17 protein-coding genes are annotated in these 18560 nt (G+C 46.8%); 4 read left to right on the top strand and 13 right to left on the bottom strand.

Annotation, left to right across the window (positions count from 1 at the left end):
- Positions 1-98 precede the first annotated feature (98 nt).
- Complete coding sequence (punR, locus tag BCT34_RS19090) at positions 99-1013, top strand: DNA-binding transcriptional activator PunR (RefSeq protein ID WP_017058788.1); 915 nt, start codon at positions 99-101, stop codon at positions 1011-1013.
- Between the two features lie 99 nt (positions 1014-1112).
- Here the strand turns inward: punR and ilvA are convergent, their stop codons facing one another.
- Genes ilvA through ilvG form a run of 5 tightly spaced genes read right to left on the bottom strand, consistent with a single transcriptional unit; the run spans position 1113 to position 7433 of the window.
- A complete protein-coding gene (gene ilvA / locus BCT34_RS19085; RefSeq protein ID WP_076654335.1) occupies positions 1113-2657 on the bottom strand; it encodes a threonine ammonia-lyase, biosynthetic in 1545 nt (514 codons plus the stop codon).
- Between the two features lie 2 nt (positions 2658-2659).
- The gene (gene ilvD, locus BCT34_RS19080) at positions 2660-4501 is read right to left on the bottom strand and encodes a dihydroxy-acid dehydratase (RefSeq protein ID WP_076654336.1); all 1842 of its coding nucleotides are present in this window, start codon (positions 4499-4501) and stop codon (positions 2660-2662) included.
- A gap of 33 nt (positions 4502-4534) precedes the next feature.
- On the bottom strand, positions 4535-5488 hold the full coding sequence (locus BCT34_RS19075; RefSeq protein ID WP_076654337.1) for a branched-chain amino acid transaminase: 954 nt from the start codon (positions 5486-5488) through the stop codon (positions 4535-4537).
- Between the two features lie 12 nt (positions 5489-5500).
- Positions 5501-5785 (bottom strand): acetolactate synthase 2 small subunit, encoded by a 285-nt coding sequence (gene ilvM / locus BCT34_RS19070; RefSeq protein WP_009848112.1) that lies wholly within the window; start codon positions 5783-5785, stop codon positions 5501-5503.
- Position 5786: 1 nt separating this feature from the next.
- Positions 5787-7433, bottom strand: coding sequence for an acetolactate synthase 2 catalytic subunit (gene ilvG, locus BCT34_RS19065; protein ID WP_076654338.1), 1647 nt, complete (start codon positions 7431-7433; stop codon positions 5787-5789).
- Between the two features lie 472 nt (positions 7434-7905).
- Here ilvG and BCT34_RS19060 point away from each other — a divergent pair, with 472 nt between their 5' ends.
- Positions 7906-9429 carry a YifB family Mg chelatase-like AAA ATPase gene (locus tag BCT34_RS19060; RefSeq protein ID WP_076654339.1) on the top strand — a complete coding sequence of 508 codons (1524 nt, stop codon included), beginning with the start codon at positions 7906-7908 and terminating at the stop codon, positions 9427-9429.
- A gap of 73 nt (positions 9430-9502) precedes the next feature.
- On the opposite strand, the gene BCT34_RS19055 is transcribed toward BCT34_RS19060, so the two are convergent.
- From BCT34_RS19055 to BCT34_RS24490, 6 genes are all read right to left on the bottom strand, one after another.
- Complete coding sequence (locus BCT34_RS19055; RefSeq protein WP_076654340.1) at positions 9503-10459, bottom strand: DUF2860 domain-containing protein; 957 nt, start codon at positions 10457-10459, stop codon at positions 9503-9505.
- Positions 10460-10598: 139 nt separating this feature from the next.
- On the bottom strand, positions 10599-11198 hold the full coding sequence (locus BCT34_RS19050) for a thiol:disulfide interchange protein DsbA/DsbL (protein ID WP_017631540.1): 600 nt from the start codon (positions 11196-11198) through the stop codon (positions 10599-10601).
- A 55-nt stretch (positions 11199-11253) separates the two neighbouring features.
- Positions 11254-12240, bottom strand: a complete 987-nt coding sequence (locus BCT34_RS19045) for a serine/threonine protein kinase (RefSeq protein ID WP_076654341.1) — start codon at positions 12238-12240, stop codon at positions 11254-11256.
- 73 nt (positions 12241-12313) lie between these two features.
- Positions 12314-13732, bottom strand: coding sequence for a cytochrome c oxidase accessory protein CcoG (gene ccoG / locus BCT34_RS19040; protein ID WP_076654342.1), 1419 nt, complete (start codon positions 13730-13732; stop codon positions 12314-12316).
- Between the two features lie 326 nt (positions 13733-14058).
- Entirely contained in the window at positions 14059-14322 is a 264-nt protein-coding gene (locus tag BCT34_RS19035) for a YihD family protein (RefSeq protein ID WP_009848104.1), read from the bottom strand.
- 131 nt (positions 14323-14453) lie between these two features.
- Positions 14454-14621, bottom strand: a complete 168-nt coding sequence (locus BCT34_RS24490) for a hypothetical protein (RefSeq protein ID WP_165690302.1) — start codon at positions 14619-14621, stop codon at positions 14454-14456.
- A 283-nt stretch (positions 14622-14904) separates the two neighbouring features.
- Here BCT34_RS24490 and BCT34_RS19030 point away from each other — a divergent pair, with 283 nt between their 5' ends.
- On the top strand, positions 14905-15696 hold the full coding sequence (locus BCT34_RS19030) for a sporulation protein (RefSeq protein WP_076654343.1): 792 nt from the start codon (positions 14905-14907) through the stop codon (positions 15694-15696).
- 156 nt (positions 15697-15852) lie between these two features.
- The gene (locus tag BCT34_RS19025) at positions 15853-16506 is read left to right on the top strand and encodes a hemolysin III family protein (RefSeq protein WP_076654344.1); all 654 of its coding nucleotides are present in this window, start codon (positions 15853-15855) and stop codon (positions 16504-16506) included.
- Positions 16507-16525: 19 nt separating this feature from the next.
- Here BCT34_RS19025 and BCT34_RS19020 read toward each other — a convergent pair whose 3' ends face one another.
- Together BCT34_RS19020 and BCT34_RS19015 are read right to left on the bottom strand one after the other, a co-directional pair.
- Positions 16526-17065, bottom strand: coding sequence for a DUF3157 family protein (locus BCT34_RS19020; RefSeq protein ID WP_076654345.1), 540 nt, complete (start codon positions 17063-17065; stop codon positions 16526-16528).
- Between the two features lie 26 nt (positions 17066-17091).
- Entirely contained in the window at positions 17092-18537 is a 1446-nt protein-coding gene (locus BCT34_RS19015; RefSeq protein WP_076654346.1) for a TrkH family potassium uptake protein, read from the bottom strand.
- Between the last annotated feature and the right edge of the window lie 23 nt (positions 18538-18560).

The raw sequence follows: 18560 nt of genomic DNA, 5'->3' as shown, positions 1-18560 counted from the left end.
TGAAAGCCCCTGTTTATTTATGCTGACATTCTATTTTTCAGACATGATAAAATAAAACGCTAAAATATGTAGTTATCAATCAAAAAATTTGAAGGCTTATGTTCTCTAAATCCTCTTTAGAAATGCTCGACACTGTTGCTCGCTTGGGCAGTTTTACTGCTGCGGCAGAGCAATTGCACAAAGTACCATCGGCGATCAGCTACGGTGTTAGGCAGGTCGAGCAAGAACTGGATGTTTTACTTTTCAGACGTTTACCGAGAAAGGTAGAGCTGACACCTGCAGGTGAACTGTTCATTGAAGAGGCGCGCGCGTTGCTGAGGCAAATGGAAGAGGTCAGTGCCCAGACTCGACGAGCGGCTCGAGGTTGGAAGAAAACCTTGCGCTTAACGCTCGATAACGTGGTGAAACTCGACAAGATGAAGCCGATGATTGAAGAGTTCTATCAAACGTTTGAGTTTGCAGAGCTTCAGATCAACATGGAGGTGTTTAATGGTTCTTGGGAAGCCATTGCACAGGGTCGAGCGGATATTGTGATTGGAGCAACCTCTGCGATTCCGGTTGGTGGTGACTTTGAGGTTAAAGACATGGGCCGTTTAGATTGGGCGTTTGTCATGTCGCCAAGTCACCCATGTGTGCGAGAGCAAAACCTCAATGAAGAGTTTGTTAGCCAATACCCCGCGATATGCTTGGATGATACCTCTAGCGTGCTCCCTAAGCGACATACAGGTCACTACTCTAATCAAAGACGCCTTTTATTACCTAACTGGTATAGCGCGATAGAGTGTCTTAAGAATGGAGTTGGGGTGGGTTACATGCCAAGACATATTGCTGCCCCTATTATCGAACAAGGCTTGCTGGTGGAGAAAATATTACCGGAACCGAGCCCGCAAAGTCATTGTTGTTTGGTATGGCGAAAAGACGATAACCATAAACTGATCGAATGGATGGTGAAGTACCTAGGATCGAGTGAGCAACTTCACCAAGATTGGTTGGATCATCGTAAGGCGATCTAATGACCTCTTGACAAGAAGATCCTTTTCAAGCTTGAGCTGAATCAGCACCCACAAAAAGAGCGAGTAAATCCTCGCTCTTTTTGGTTAGGTCGTTAACTCTTAAGACAAGAAGAACTTGTAGGAAGGGTTATCGGTTTCATCTTTACACTGATAGCCAAGCTCTCGCAGGTGTGTCGAGAACTGAGCCAAATCATCGTCACCCAGTTCGAAACCACACAATACACGACCGTAGTCAGCACCGTGGTTACGATAGTTGAACAGGCTGATATTCCAATGGGTACCTAAGGTATCAAGGAATTTAATCAATGCACCTGGGTATTCTGGGAACTCAAAGCTGTATAGGCGCTCTTTCAACGGTTTTGATGGCTTACCGCCAATCATGTAGCGAATGTGCAGTTTTGCCATCTCATCATCAGACAGATCGACAACCGGGTAGCCACCTTCACGAAGGTCATTGATGATATTATCGAGCTCTTCTTGCCCACCCTGCAGACGTACACCAACGAAGATATTTGCTAGGCTTTCGTCGTTGTGGCGGTAGTTAAACTCAGTCACCGCACGACCACCAATAATATTACAGAACTCAAGGAATGCACCTTGTCGCTCTGGAATAGTGACTGCAAGTAGACCTTCTCGTTTCTCACCCAACTCACAACGCTCAGAGACATAACGCAGACCGTGGAAGTTGGTATTAGCACCAGACAGTACCGTTGCCAGTTGCTTACCTTGCAACCGGTTCTGCTCAGCAAACTTCTTCAAGCCAGCAAGAGCAAGCGCACCTGAAGGTTCAGCAATCGCACGAGTGTCTTCAAAGATGTCTTTCACTGCGGAACAGATTTCATCGCTAGATACAGCAATGTGACCATCGATGTACTGTTGGCAAAGACGGAATGTCTCTTCACCAATGCGTTTAACCGCCACGCCATCAGCAAACATACTTACTTGGTCAAGAATCACAGGTTCACCAGCATCGAGAGCCGCTTTCAAACAAGATGAGTCTTCTGGTTCAACCGCGATGACTTTTATCTCTGGCATCAGCTGTTTAACCAACACAGCAACACCAGCAGCTAAGCCACCACCACCAACAGGCACAAAGATGTAATCCATGTGACCATTTTGCTGCAGCATTTCCATACCCATTGTGCCTTGCCCAGCAATCACCAATGGGTGATCGAAAGGAGGGACAAAGGTGTAACCATGTTCAGCTGATAGTCGCTCAGCTTCTGCCTTGGCTTCATCAAAGTTGCTGCCGTGCAGAACAACGTTACCGCCAAATCCACGTACCGCATCAACCTTGATGTCAGGGGTGGTTTTTGGCATCACAATCGTGGTTTGAATACCCAGCTTAGAGCCAGACAACGCCATACCTTGAGCATGGTTACCCGCCGATGCAGCAATCACACCCGCGGCTTTTTGCTGCTCAGAAAGGCTTGATACCATGTTGTAAGCGCCGCGTAGCTTGAACGAGTGCACCGGCTGACGGTCTTCGCGTTTGAGCTGAACCTGATTACCAATGCGCGCGCTTAAACGTGGCATGTCCTGTAGAGGTGTCACAATTGCCGCTTCGTAAACCGGCGCTCTCAGGATCTGACGCAGATAATCTGCGCCAGTTTGTTTCTGGGGGCTGGAGGTGTCATCACTCATAGTTAGCCCTCAAGCTTAGACTTATCACGCACGGCGCCTTTATCAGCACTGGTTGCCATGCTCGCGTAAGCCTTCAGTGCGAACGACACTTCACGCTGACGGTTTTCTGGTTTCCAGCCTAGGGCGTCTTGTTTAACACGACGCGCTTCTAGTTCTGCTTCTGGCACATCAAGTGTGATTGAGCGGCTAGGGATGTCGATAGTGATGATATCGCCGGTATTCACTAGACCAATTACACCGCCACTTGCTGCTTCTGGAGATGCGTGACCGATAGACAGGCCCGATGTACCACCAGAGAAACGTCCGTCAGTTAGGAGTGCACAAGACTTGCCTAAGCCCATCGATTTTAGGTAAGTGGTTGGGTAAAGCATCTCTTGCATACCCGGACCACCCTTAGGACCTTCGTAACGAATAACAACCACTTCGCCCGCTTTCACTTTGCCGCCTAAGATGCCATCTACAGCACTATCTTGGCTTTCGAATACGATTGCTGGGCCTTGGAATTTAAGGTTCTCTTCATCAACGCCTGCCGTCTTAACGATACAGCCATCAACCGCAATGTTGCCTGAAAGTACAGCTAAGCCACCTTCTTGGCTGAATGCGTTCTCTTTGGTGCGAATACAACCATCGACGCGGTCGTCATCTAGACGATCCCAACGGCAATCTTGTGAGAAAGCCTTGGTGGTACGGATACCTGCTGGGCCTGCGCGGAAGAACTTAAGTACCGCTTCGTCTTCTGTCTGCATGATGTCGTATTGAGCTAGCTGCTCTTGCATGCTTAGACCAAGCACTGTGCGAGTCTGGTTGTTCAGTAGGCCTGCACGGTCAAGTTCACCTAGGATAGCCATTACACCACCAGCGCGGTGAACATCTTCCATGTGGTACTTAGGTGTTGAAGGAGCAACCTTACATAGGTGTGGAACGCGGCGAGACATCTCGTCGATATCACCCATATCAAAATCAATCTCACCTTCTTGAGCAGAAGCCAATAGGTGAAGAACGGTGTTACTAGAGCCGCCCATCGCGATATCCAGTGCCATCGCGTTTTCAAATGCAGCGCGGTTAGCGATATTTCGAGGTAGTGCAGACTCGTCGTCTTGCTCGTAGTAACGCTTAGTAAGGTCAACGATACGCTTACCGGCATTGATGAACAGCTCTTCACGATCAGCGTGCGTTGCCAGCATAGAACCGTTGCCTGGCTGAGATAGACCAAGAGCTTCAGTTAGACAGTTCATTGAGTTAGCTGTGAACATACCTGAACATGAACCACAGGTTGGACATGCAGAACGTTCTACTTGCTCACTTTGCTCATCAGAAATGGTTGGATCGGCACCTTGGATCATCGCATCAACAAGGTCTAGCTTGATGATCTGATCTGAAAGCTTGGTTTTACCTGCTTCCATTGGGCCGCCTGATACAAAGATCACTGGGATGTTAAGGCGCATTGCTGCCATCATCATTCCCGGAGTGATTTTGTCACAGTTAGAGATACATACCATCGCATCTGCACAGTGAGCATTAACCATGTACTCTACTGAGTCTGCGATAAGCTCGCGTGATGGCAGTGAGTACAGCATGCCGCCGTGACCCATTGCGATACCATCATCAACTGCGATGGTGTTGAATTCTTTAGCGATACCGCCCGCTTTCTCGATTTCACCCGCAACCAGTTGACCCATGTCTTTAAGGTGAACGTGGCCTGGTACAAATTGAGTGAAAGAGTTTACAACCGCGATGATTGGCTTACCGAAGTCATCATCTTTAACGCCAGTTGCACGCCATAAAGCGCGCGCACCAGCCATGTTGCGTCCGTGGGTAGTCGTTGCTGAACGATAGATTGGCATTGCTTAAATCCTTATAAAATATTTGGCTGTTGCTTACTGGTTTTCTGAAGTTTGGTTTTCTGGATAAACGTAGTCTAGCCAGCCCCACTTATCTTCAGTGGTGCCATTGAATAGACCAAAGTAAGCCGCTTGAACTTTTTCAGTGATAGGACCGCGTTTGCCTTCACCTACTGTAATTTTGTCTACGCTGCGAACCGGAACGATCTCGGCAGCTGTGCCTGTCATGAAGACTTCATCGGCAAGGTATAGCGCTTCACGAGCAATGTTCTCTTCACGGATCTCATAACCCATGTCTTTTGCTAGTGTCATGATCGAATCACGAGTAATACCTGGCAGAATTGCGCTGGTCGCTGGTGGTGTGGATAGCACGCCATTACGCACTACAAAGATGTTCTCACCCGCACCTTCTGAAAGGTAACCATCAACGCTTAGTGCGATACCTTCATCGTAACCATGGCGACGCGCTTCACCACCAACCAGTAGTGAAGATAAGTAGTTACCCCCGGCTTTTGCTGCGGTTGGAATCGTGTTTGGAGCCGCACGGTTCCAGCTTGATATCATCGCATCTACGCCGTTTTCTAGCGCTTCTTCGCCTAGGTAAGAACCCCAAGGGAAAGCTGCGATGATAAGGTCCATTTCCGTGTTTTCCGGAGGACATACACCCAAACCCACGTTACCGACAAAGCCTAGAGGACGGATGTACGCTGACTCTAGCTTATTTTGGCGTAGCGTTTCGCGAGTCGCTTCCATAATTTCTTCCTCAGTGTAAGGAATAGGGAAGCGGTAGATTTTTGCTGAGTCTTTTAGGCGTTTTGCGTGTTCAGGATGACGGAAGATCACCGGACCTTTTGGCGTGTTGTAGCAACGAACGCCTTCAAACACTGAAGTACCGTAGTGCATCGCATGAGTCAGGACGTGAACGTTCGCCTCTGCCCAAGGAACCATTTCACCGTTAAACCAGATATAGTCTGCTGTTTTAGCTGTCATGTTTGCGGTTCCTTATGCGTTTATCTTTTGTTGTAAGTTGTTGTTTGGCAATTCATTGCGGCTGATAGAGATAACGTCAACGGTACGCACATCCCACAGCTTTTCGATTTGATTGACCAAGAAAGAGATTGGACGCTCACTGTCTACAATGATCTCAACACTCGCCACTTTGCTTTCGTGGTTTTGAGTGCCTGCGACTTGCTTAACAATAAAGCCACGGTGGCGGATAACACGAAGAACACGCTCTAGTAGTACAGGCTTATCATCGGCTTTGATGTCTAATAGGTATCTTTTCATGTTATGTGTTCTCCAACATCTCACTGTTTGAAGCACCTGGCGGTACTAGTGGCCATACGTTTTCTTCTTCATCGATAAGGACATGAAGCAGGTAAGCGGTTTTACTTTCGAGCATCTCTTTCAGTGCTGGTTCTACTTCTTCTTTACGCGTGATGGTTTTGCCTGGGATGTCGAACGCTTTCGCGAGCATCACGAAGTCTGGGTTGTCATCTAAGATGGTTTCACTGTGTCGACCATCAAAGAATAGAGATTGCCATTGGCGAACCATGCCTAAGCGAGAGTTATTAAGCAGTACCATTTTCACTGGGATTTGGCGGCGTTTCAGCGTGCCAAGCTCTTGCACGTTCATCATGAACGAGCCGTCACCAGATATAAGAATTGATTGGTCATCAGGACGCCCAACCGAAGCACCCATAGCGGCTGGTAAACCAAAGCCCATGGTGCCCAAACCTGCAGAGGTGATGAAGTTTTGTGGATCGCGAGGCTGAATGTGTTGAGCTGCCCACATTTGGTGTTGGCCCACATCGGTCGAAACGATAGAGCTTGCAGGCATCATGTCAGATAGTTGCTTCAACAGCAGTGGAGCAAAGATCAGATCGCCAGGGTGGTCGTAACGCCATTTGAATGAGCTACGAAGGCCTTCAGAGTGGTGTACCCAAGAGGAGATGTCTTGGCTTAGCTCTAGTTGAGGCATGATCTTGCTGATGTCACCACGAATTGGCGCATTGGCAAGACGCAATTTACTGAACTCAGCTGCATCGATATCGATATGGATAACTTTCGCGTGTGGTGCAAAGGTATCGAGCTTGCCTGTTACTCGGTCATCAAAACGAGCGCCAACAACAATCAATAGGTCACTCTCTTGAACCACAAGGTTAGCGGCTTTAGTGCCGTGCATACCTAGCATGCCAAGGTAATGTGGGTCGTCACGTTCAATGGTGCCCAAGCCTTTTAGTGTGCTTACGGCAGGCATAGGGTTTAGACGTAAAAACTCACGAACCGCGTCGGTTGCCTTAGCAAGTTGAACACCACCACCTACGTATAAAACAGGACGGGTTGCTTGAGACAAAAAGTACTGTGCTTGTTCAATAGCATCCGTTGTCGCAACAGGAATAGCGGGTGGAGTAAATTCCGGAAGAGTGTTAACAGGCGCTTCTGCGAGTTGAACATCTTTAGCGATATCGACGATAACAGGACCAGGACGGCCAGATTTTGCTACCACAAACGCTTCGGCTAGAGTTGGAGCTAGCTCTTCTATGTCGGTGACTAGGTAGCTGTGTTTAGTACATGACAGAGACATACCAATCACATCCATTTCTTGGAATGCATCGGTACCGATGTGGGAACTTGCAACCTGACCTGTGATGGCAACCAGTGGGATAGAGTCCATAAAGGCATCAGCAAGGCCAGTGACTAGGTTGGTAGCACCTGGACCAGACGTTGCCATACAAACAGCGACATCTTGCGTTGCACGAGCCATGCCGATCGCGGCCATTGCAGCGCCTTGCTCATGGCGACATAGGATATGTTCAACTCCGCCGTCATAGAGTGCATCGTAGATTGGCATGATGGCACCACCTGGGTAACCAAATACGGTCTCAATTCCTTGTTGCTTGAGTGCGGATACGACTAGTTCTGCGCCTTTCATCGGAATTCTCCCGTATTACCTTTATTTTGGTAACTGTTTCCTTTGTCTCTGCACATCTTGTGCTCCCATTCTTCCTGTAAATCGGCAAAGCCGAAAATGCTCAAAAATATAAAATTAGATTGTTTAAATTAGAAAAAACCCCCGGACTTATCAGTGCGGGGGTTTTTTCTAATTCGTGGTTACTTTTTTCCCACTCGCCCCCGCGCAGTCTCAATAATGACTACGATAATCAGGTTAATCAGTGCGTAAATGCGAGCGTTAAAAATCATAATATTCGAGTTTTCTCGTTTATTGTCTTCAGTAAAAGTCTACATCTCTAGTGTTATCACACAAATCTGCCGCATGACAAGGAAAATGTCATTCTTTTTTCACATTAAAACACCATTCCACCAAGCTATATAACAACCTTATAGCTTTGGTGAGCAACGAATATCCAGAGCGAATACTTTTAAATCAAAGACAAAGGAAAGTTATGGGACTCGCGATAATTCATAGCCGAGCTAGTGTGGGTGTAGAGGCGCCAGAAGTGACCGTTGAGGTGCATATAAGCAATGGAATGCCTGGTTTTACGCTGGTGGGTCTACCTGAAACGACGGTCAAGGAATCTAAAGATCGGGTGAGAAGTGCGATCATCAATTCTCGCTTTGAGTTTCCATCGAAAAGAATCACAGTCAACCTCGCCCCTGCCGATTTACCCAAAGAAGGAGGCCGTTTCGACTTGCCAATCGCGCTTGGGATTTTGGTGGCATCTGATCAGTTACCGACATCAAAAATAGCTCAGCACGAATTCATCGGTGAGTTGGCATTGTCAGGAGAGCTGCGCTCAGTAAAAGGTGTGCTGCCAGCGACGTTAGCCGCCGATAGTGTCGAACGATGCTTAGTTGTCCCGCACTATAACGGTGATCAGGCTGCGCTGGTGGGTAAAGGAGCGCATAAGTCGGCACAAACTTTGTTGGAGGTTTGCGCTGACATGTGTGGGCCGGCTCAGCTTGGCCTATATAGAACGGAGCATCATCAGGCTGATGTTTCAGAGATCCGCGACCTACAAGATATTATCGGCCAGCAGCAAGGCAAAAGAGCTCTGGAGATCGCAGCTGCTGGCAACCACAACTTACTTTTCCTTGGCCCGCCCGGAACTGGAAAAACCATGCTCGCTTCTCGACTGCGTGACTTGCTACCTGAAATGAGTGATGACGAGGCAATGGAAACGGCTTCGGTAGCCTCGTTAACGCAACAAGAGATCAATCAATACAACTGGAAGCAGAGGCCATTTCGTTCCCCTCACCACTCAAGCTCAATGGCGGCCTTAGTGGGTGGAGGTTCGGTACCTCGACCTGGAGAGATCTCTCTGGCCCACAATGGCTTATTGTTTCTAGATGAAATGCCCGAATTTGAGCGTAAAGTGCTTGATTCACTGCGAGAGCCACTAGAGTCGGGCGAGATAATCATTTCGCGCGCGGCGGGTAAGACGCGTTTCCCTGCGCGCTTTCAGTTGGTCGGTGCACTCAACCCAAGCCCAACAGGTTACTACGAAGGTAATCAAGCGCGGGCTAACCCACAGATCATCCTGCGTTACCTCAATCGCTTATCTGGACCATTGTTGGATAGATTCGATATGTCGTTAGAGATCCCATTACTTCCCAAAGGCATGCTCGCTGAAGGCGGTGATCGAGGTGAAACCACCCAAGTGGTAAAGCAAAGGGTCAAACAGGCTCGTCAAACCATGTTATCTCGCAACCATAAATCGAATGCTTTACTCGGCAGTCGAGAAATTGAGAAGTATTGCCCACTTCGACGCGAGGATGCGGAGTTTCTCGAGACTGCACTGCATCGTTTGGGGTTATCGATTCGAGCCTATCATCGAATCATCAAGGTAGCGCGAACCATCGCCGATTTAGATGGTAGTGATCAGATTGAAAAGAAACATTTATCTGAGGCGTTGGGCTATCGTGCGATGGATAGATTGTTGAAACAACTCACGGCTCAAGCTGTGTAGTGATAAAAGAAAGCCTGCTTGGGTGCAGGCTTTGATTTGATAACTTATTGGTGTTGGCTGGTGTTGGCTGGAATTAGAACTTGTAGTTCAAGCCAACTGAGACGATGTATTGAGATTCATCGTAGAAGGTAATGTTTGAATCGCTAGTACCGTAACCAGCCAGTGAAACAAACGACCAGTTTTCCCAATCCATGAATTGATCATATTCGTAAGCGGCGAATAGGTTGATATTGTCGTCGCTGCGTTTCTTGTCGTAAATTGGGTTGCTGGCATCGTAAGAGCGCTGGTTGTACCCTGCAGTCAATGCATACTGGTGACGTCCCATACCACCAAACAAACTCACCTCACCACCAAACTGATCGTAAGATTCGGCGTTACCATCGGCATCTCGTGTTTGATAGATGACGGATGGAATCAGCATCATGGTACGGCTTAATGGTAGGCGGTATTGACCTTTCAAGTAGAGCGTATTTGCATCTCGTTTGAGCTCTTGCTGTTCAATATCATCCTGATCGACTTCTTTGGTGGCGTAGGCCATGTCTAGTGAAAAAGCAGAGCCCGCAATGCTGCTTAGCTTCAAACGAAAAGCATTGCCAGTTTCATCGGTCTTGGTGCGAGCTGATGTGGTGTTATACGGATCAGCCCAGGTTTCACCTGACATAATCGTTGGCAGTAGTGAGGCGTCGATCACCATGCCTGACTCAAGTTGGTATTTATAACCAACCTCTAGCACAACCGTACCCGTTGCTACGTCATCACGAGCGGTACCCGTATAAACTTGATGGTTTAGCTTATCGCCAAAGGTGTAAGCGACGCTGCCTAAAGGGGCGATAAGAAACGAGCTTTCCGAAGAAGCTTTCTGATTTCTAGATGAAAGGTTGCTATCAGCATCGGTGTTAAAGTTTGAGGTGGAAGAGGCAACCCCGGTATTGATAGAGATTTCACCACTGAAACCTTGTTGGTCTGCAAGCTTGGCAAAAGCAGGAGAGGCTGCAACACTCAATGCCAAGAGAGTTATTTTTATTTTCATTTAAGGGCTCCTTGCCCACCGGTTCTTAGGACGGGTTATTAATATCAGTAAAGCACAGCGTATTCTGGCTGATTATTTATCAATGATGTTTTTTGAACTAGCAAAAAAAAGGAAGCCGAAGCTTCCTTTCATCAATGGCTTACTTCTTCAATAAGAAGTTAACGAGCTCGAAGTACTCATCAAGAGAGTTAATACCTTGAGCTTCTACTAGGTAGCGGTTGTTAACCACGACAGCAGGTACACCTGAAAGGCCGCTGTCTTTGAATGCTTTGTCGAAGCGACGAACCATAGAGTCTACTGCAAAGCCGTTATATGCAGCATCGAACTTCTTAGCATCAATGCCTTCGTCTAGGAAGATTTGACGCAGCTCTTCTTCATCACGCGGTGGCTTGTTCATTGTGTGGATGCGGTTGAACATCACTGGCACCATTTTGTCTTCAACTTTCAGTGCAATCATGGTCGCGTAAGCTTTGCTCATTGGCAGACCCATGTTGCCACCCATGAATGAAACATGGTTTTTCTGTAGCTTAGCGTCTTTAGGTAGCTGTTGTTTTAGCTGCTGGATGATTGGCTCAAAGCTATTACAGTGTGGGCAGTAAAAAGAGAAGAACTCTGTCACCATTGGTTTTTTTGATGCTTCTAGATCGAGAACTTTGTAGTGTTCACCTTCGTTAAATTTCGCAGCGTGAGCTGAAAGGCTCAACATGATCAATGAGAAAAATGCGAATAGCTTTTTCATTTATCAAATCTCCATTATGTTTGAATTTTTATCTAGTTGTATGTTGCGATTGCTGTTACCACTGAGGCATTAACGAAAGTGGTGGCTCTTGCAGGGTAGCAATTTGCTCTTTACAAGCAAGTACTTGTTGCTCCCAATATTTCGGATCATTAAACCATGGGAAGGCCAGAGGAAACGCAGGATCGTGCCATCGTTTCGCCAACCATGCCATGTAATGCACCATACGTAGACCGCGTAGTGGTTCGATTAGTTTCAGTTGTGCGGTATTAAAATCGCAAAACTCTTGGTAACTTTCTAGCAAAATATCCAGTTGCATTAGCTTATCTTGGCGTTCGCCATTAAGCAGCATCCACAGGTCTTGTATCGCAGGGCCGTTACGTGCGTCATCAAGATCGACGAACATTGGTCCATCGCGCCACAAGATATTGCCAGGGTGGCAGTCACCATGCAGACGGATATTCTCAATGTTGCTTGGCCACTGGCTCTCTAGCTCTTTGATTAGAAGGTCTACGTCATTGAAGAACGCGTTTTCTAGGTGTGTCGGGATAAACTGAGAGTTCTCTAGAATCTTACGTGGCTGATAAAGGTATTCATCTAAGCTGATGGTTGGGCGATGTTGGAATGTTCTTCCCGCGCTGGCTTTATGAATTCGACCAAGAAAACGTCCAACGCCTTCCAGTTGATCCAGATTATCCACTTCGTATTGTCTGCCGCCGACACTTTCAAACAAGGCAAACAGGTAGCCTTGATATTCATGTAAGGTTGCACCGTTGACTCGCATCGGAGGAGCAATCGGCATCTCTTGTTCGATAAGCTCTAGTGCGAAGTCATGTTCTTCTTGGATCTGTGCTTTGTTCCAGCGTTGCGGACGATAAAACTTAACCACGTAGCGTTTACGGTCTTCATCGGTGAACTGATAGACGCGGTTTTCGTAACTGTTGAGAGCGAGAAGCCCGGATTCAGCGCGAACCCCAATACTCTCCAGTGCGTACCACATGAAGTCAGGAGTCAGGTTATCAAAGTTAAAGGCTTGCATCGTCATAGAATAAAAAAGGCTCATTACTGAGCCTTTTTCCATTTATTGGGTTGTTATACCAAGCACTAAGGTGCGGGTATCAGAGCTTCTTGATAAAGCGGCTTTCGACTTCCATCGTAAACTCTTCATTATCCGAGAGTATAAACTGAATTGTCGAAACTGGTGAGCTCAGTTTTTTTGGGTCGGCGCCTAAACTGATAGGTAGGTTCAAAACCTCGCCTGGATCGACAGTAATCGTCTGTTTGCCATACCAGATTGAATCGGGCAGTCCGCTAACATCGAGTTTGTACTCTTGCTCTTGTTGAGTCTTGTTGATTATTTTCAAGGTGTAGGTGTTTTCAACCAAGCCTTGGTTATTGACTCTGAACAGCTGGTTTCTATCGCGTAGAACACTTAGGCCGGCAGGATCAACGCTCGCGATTTGGGCGAAGAACAAGCCCAACATCACGATCAAGATGGCGCCATAGCCCAATAGCTTAGGACGCATTACCTTGGTCGAGTGACCTTCAAGTCTGTGCTCGGTGGTGTAGTTAATCAGGCCTTTCTCGTAGCCCATACGCTCCATGGTGTTGTCACAGGCATCAATACACGCGCCGCAGTTAATACACTCGTATTGCAGGCCATCACGGATATCAATCCCCGTTGGGCACACTTGAACACACAGGTTACAGTCAATACAGTCGCCTAGACCAAGCTCTTTTGGATCGGCTTTACGAGAGCGAGGGCCACGGCTTTCACCACGTTCTGTGTTGTAACCAACGATGAAGGTGTCTTTATCGAACATTGCTGATTGGAAACGCGCGTAAGGGCACATGTGCAGACAAACAATTGAACGCATCCAACCTGCATTGGCATAAGTACATCCAGCAAAGAACAGTACCCAAAACACCGGCCAGAAAGACGAGTTAAAGGTAAAGAAGCCAACCACTAACTCTTTGATTGGGATGAAGTAACCAACAAAGGTTAAGCCCGTCGCAATGGCAATCGCCCACCACGCAATGTGTTTGAGGGTTTTTCTGAGGATTAAATTGCTCGTCAGTTTGCCCGAGTCTTGTTTTCTTCGCTTATTGGCAGCACCTTCCAGTTTCTCTTCGAACCAGATGTACATGAAGGTCCAGACGGTTTGTGGGCATAAATAGCCACACCAGACACGGCCTAAGAAGGTAGTTATGAAAAACAGGCCAAACGCGGCAATCATAAATAGGATCGCGAGTAGGGTCAGATCTTGCGGGTATAAGGTGGTGCCAAAGAAGTTGAATTGTTGGCTGCCGATATCAAGCAAGATCGCCTGACGTTCACCAAATGGAATCCATGGGATAAGCGCAAAAAGTAAAAGTAAGAACCAACCGCCATAACGACGTAGTTGTTGGAATTTACCTTTGCTTTCTCGAACATAGATTCGGTTACTTGGGTTAAATCGATCTCCATTACCTTTATGTGTTTTCGGGTTAAAGGTTTTAGGAGTCACATCTTTGATATCGATTTTATCCTGACTCATGGACTATCCTTTTTGTGGCTTGTTTGCCCGGTTAAATTGGGCATGACGACATTACTTGAAAGTATGGTTTAGAGAACCTGTTGAAATTGAGCTTGGTGCATTTGTTGTTATCGCACTCACTCTTATTATTTTAGAAGATTCTTATGGATGGCGATTATAGCGACAATCTTGTTCTCATTTCTTTAACGCTATCAACCTTTAACAACAAAAGTCATAACAGTTGTGACGAAAAAATAGCGAACAGAAACAAAAAAGCGACCTGATGGTCGCTTTTTAAAATTGAGTGTTTTATCTATACGGCAATTGAGTTCTAAACAAACAGGCGACTAAAGAAGGCCACGTGCTTTTAGAATTGCGGTTTTGAAATCATCTTCTTGGTCTTTTTTCAGACCTGGGATCATTTCATCTTTTTCGCTGTTGCGCATTTTTAGGTGGTAGATCAGAACATCGTCAGTCAGTTCTTCAAGCTTGCCTTGGTAGCCCGCTTCTTTTGATAGCTTAATGATGAACTCTAACAGGTTAAGCTCTTGATCTTTCTGCCACTCCGGCTCCATCAGTTCAAGCAGTTCTTCAATGCGGTGACACTTCATACTTTATTTCTCCCCAAATTTTATAATGATTTGTGGCTAAGGTATCAAATCGGGTAGGGAATACCAATGTGTAAACACATTTCAAGATGGGAGCGAGCAAGAAAAAAGCGCAGTAAAAACTGCGCTTTTTGTTAAGCGGCTTTAATCACTTTTGTTGTAGTCGGTGCTAATAAAGCAGTCTTCTCAACTAGAGTCATTGTCGGAGCCAATTTCTTAGCCGTTGGAGCAGCAGCAAAGCCACTACGACGACGCATCGCACTACGGTTGGTGTGCGAGAACCTGACAGCTGTTGGGCGCATTAATTTACCTAACGGTCAGGCATATCCATTGCCAATCTAATGGCCTGATTTACCATGAGCTCCACTTCAATTGCTTGAAGCGTCACTCGTCTGGCTTTCGCCAATCCGAAGAATAAATCAGGATAATGATATGCATGCATATCAAGGCTTAGATTATCACTATCTAAGTTATCGATCGACGCCTGAGTGATAATTAAACGATATTAGAGCTAAAATAGTGTGAGCAGTATATTTGAGTTTGAACCTCTTTCAGGCTTAAGATGATGCTTTAAAGGAGGTGCATATGTCGTTCTTAAAGAAAACGTTAGCAAGTTTTGGAATTGGATCTGCCAAGGTGGATTCTGTATTGCAACAGGAAGTGCTTTATCCAGGGCAAAAGGCGAGCATTATTGTGCATGTCTACGGGGGTGCTCAGCCGCAGGAGATCGACAACATCGACCTCAACTTGTGCTGTCGTTACGTCAAAGAAGTCACCATGAACTCGCAAAGGCAAGAGGGCGGTCAAACGCGTCGAATGCACCAAACATACTCGCTAGCCAAATGGAGCCTGCCGTATGCCTTTGTTATTCAGCCGGGTGAAACCCGTGATTTTGAATGTGAGTTTGATGTCCCGCTGAATACACCGGTCACGATTGGTGATTCAAAGGTATGGCTTGAAACCGGGTTGGATATTGCGATGGCGATTGATCCATCAGACAAAGACATTTTAACGGTTCGTCCTGATGCACTCCTCGATGGTATTTTCAACGAGCTTGAAGCTAACGGCCTGCGCATTCGCCAAGTTGAATGTGAAGCAGTTGAAGGTTTTGAACTGCCGTTCGTACAAGAGTTCGAGTTTGTTCCGACGACGGGTCCTTATCATGGCCGTTGGCGTGAACTGGAAGTGGTTGCTCATCGTGATGATCGCGAGCTTAAGTTGTGGTTTGAGATAGATCGTAATCGCGACGGTGCAAAAGGCATGTTGGCGAGCTTGTTGGGAGTAGGCCAGCTACAGCGTCAATTGAGTGTGCCATTGGATACCTCACCGGAAGCAGCGGGCAAGATGGTACTTGAGTATCTCGATAACGCCTCTTAGTAAGCGCTTTGGTTCTTTAGCTCTAGAGAGCCTAGCTTCATCAAATACGTTAGGCGTTATTGCTACCATAAAAGATGTCATAAAAATTTAAGCTTACACGTGTAAGCTTAATGTGCAATACTAGGTCAATTGAACATTTACTCTAGTAGGATACTCATGTCTGCATCATCAGCTAGCGAATACAGTGACATTGAAGAACGCGCTAATGCGATAACCCATGGCTTGGGCGTCGTACTTGGCGTGGTTGGCCTGATCTTGTTGCTGATTCGCGCGTTTGATTATCAAGCCGACATGTTGACTGTTGCCAGCATGGCAATCTACGGCAGCAGCATTATTCTGCTTTTTCTTGCTTCCACCCTTTATCACTCGATCACCACAGAAAAAACCAAGCGTTTATTGAAAACCCTCGATCACTGTGCGATTTATTTACTGATCGCAGGTAGTTACACCCCGTTTTTATTGGTCGGTTTAAGAACCCCTTTAGCGATTGGCTTGATGGCGGTTATCTGGGGTATTGCGCTGGTCGGCATCATCATGAAGATAGCCTTCGTCTATCGATTTAAGCGTCTATCGCTGTTCATTTACTTAGCGATGGGCTGGTTGTCGTTGATTGTGGTGTATCAACTGGCGATGAATATTGAGATGGGCGGCTTAGTGTTACTGGCGCTAGGCGGCGTGATCTACTCGTTGGGGGTTATTTTCTATGTGGCAAAACGCATCCCTTATAACCATGCCATCTGGCACCTGTTTGTTTTGGCGGGATGCGCTTGCCATTTCTTCGCTATCTATCTGTATGTGACTCCGGTTTAGACGTTACTACGATAGGTTTCTAACGTGTTGAAACGTCGGTGATCTCGACATCGATCTTATATTCTGGGTACTTATCAACATCGATCGCTAAGTATTTACCTTCGGCAGAAGTTTGTGGACGAAGGTAAGTATCCGCCATACGTTTGATAGATTGCCATGTATTGATGCTTTCTTGATGCAGTAACTCACCCGTTGGTGAATAGACCGTAACTTCTAAGGTAACTAACACGACTGCTTGCGTGCTCTGGTTAGTTATAGAAATCGGTAGAATCAACTGCTCATTTTCGTAGAGTCCAGCCCCAATCAAAACATCCACACCTGATTTAGAAACCTGCAAGCTTGGTTTTGTATCACCAATTGTGATTGTAGTGCCGCGTGTATTTTTGGTTATCGGAATACTTTTTAGTACAGGCTCTCCGCCCGATGAAGTCTTGCTATGATATTGCCATGTGAAATCGTCTTTCAGTAAGATCTCTTTACCATCAGGCAGAGTCACTAACTGGTCGGCGAATGCAGAACAGCTAAGCAATGCGCCTGCGAGAAGTACGTATGATTTCATCAGTGTTTCCTTGATTTTGTGCTTGGTTAGCGTCGCCAGAAAGCAGGGAAGAATAGAACGATTAGGGTCAGTATTTCGAGTCGCCCCATCAACATCCCTAAACTCAATAACCACTTAGCTGCGTCGGGCAGTGGAGCAAAGTTCCCGGTTGGGCCGATTACGCTGCCCATGCCGGGGCCGACGTTGGCAACGGCAGTGATAGCGCCAGATATACTGGTCACAGGATCAAGCCCCATCGCGCTCAAGCCACCTGCAATTAAGATAATCGTAATAAAGAACATCAAACCAAATGCGACGAGTGAACGCACAATGTCGTCATTTACCGGTCGTTGGTTATAACGTTGAACAAACACACCCGACGGGTGAATCAGTTTCATCATTTGTTTATGAAGCATGGTCATCGCGATCTGGAAGCGGAATATTTTGATACCGCCAGAGGTTGAACCCGAGCAAGCGCCTGCCATCATTAGAAACGCAAATAAGGTGGTAGGTAGTGCACCCCATGCGGTGAAGTCTTCTAAACCAAAACCGGTTGTGGTGACGACTGACACGATGTTGAACATCGAAACACGCATGGCATCCATGACTGTATAGCCATCTCTAACCACCAGCCATGTCGATATTACGGCACTGGTGACCAAGAATAGATACGTGAAACCTCTTACTTGCGCGTCTTTATAGAGGATGGATAGTTTTCTGCCGCGCAGTGCACTAACAAATAGTAGGAATGGCAGTCCACCAAGGAACATGAATACTGTACCCACCCAGTGAGCACTGTTAGAGAAGTGGTTCATTGAGCCGTCAGAGGTTGAGTACCCCCCTGTCGATAGTGTGGTGAAAGCATGATTGATCGCATCAAAAATACCCATGCCTGCAAACAGATAGCTAATGATGCACAAGCCAGTCAGAACCAGATAAACCGCTACGATGTTCTTCGCGACCGTTTTCGCTCGTGGGCTACTTTTATCTGACCAATCGGATGATTCGGTTTGGAACAGGCGCATACCACCGACGTTGAGCATTGGCAGAACCGCTACCGCCATAACGATGAAGCCGATGCCACCTAACCATTGCAGTATTGAACGCCACAATAGAATACTGGGTGCCATGCTGTCTAAACCGCTTAATACGGTTGAGCCCGTCGTGGTGATACCTGACATGGTTTCAAAATAGGCGTCGGTGAAGCTGATGTGGTTGATGAAGACAAAGGGCAGTGCAGCGAAGGCACTAGCAATTGTCCATACCAGAGAGGTGATCAGGAACATATCCCGAACCCCAAGTCGGAACTTAGCGGAACGACCTAAACTCAAGCTGGTGAACGCTACGACGTGCGTGATCACTACCGATTGACCAAACTCGAGGAAGCCACCGGTACCAGTAAAAAAGGCAACTAATGTGGGGATGTACATGAAAAGGGCGAGTTTCGATAACACTAACCCTATCACTAATAATATCGGACGAAAATTAACCATAGCTTAATAGACCACCGCTTTGT

The sequence above is a fragment of the Vibrio sp. 10N.261.45.E2 genome, assembly GCF_002875705.1.
In the GTDB taxonomy this organism is placed as follows: Bacteria; Pseudomonadota; Gammaproteobacteria; order Enterobacterales; family Vibrionaceae; genus Vibrio.
The sequence above is the reverse complement of the archived record's forward strand: the minus strand, read 5'-3'. Positions and strand labels throughout refer to the sequence as shown.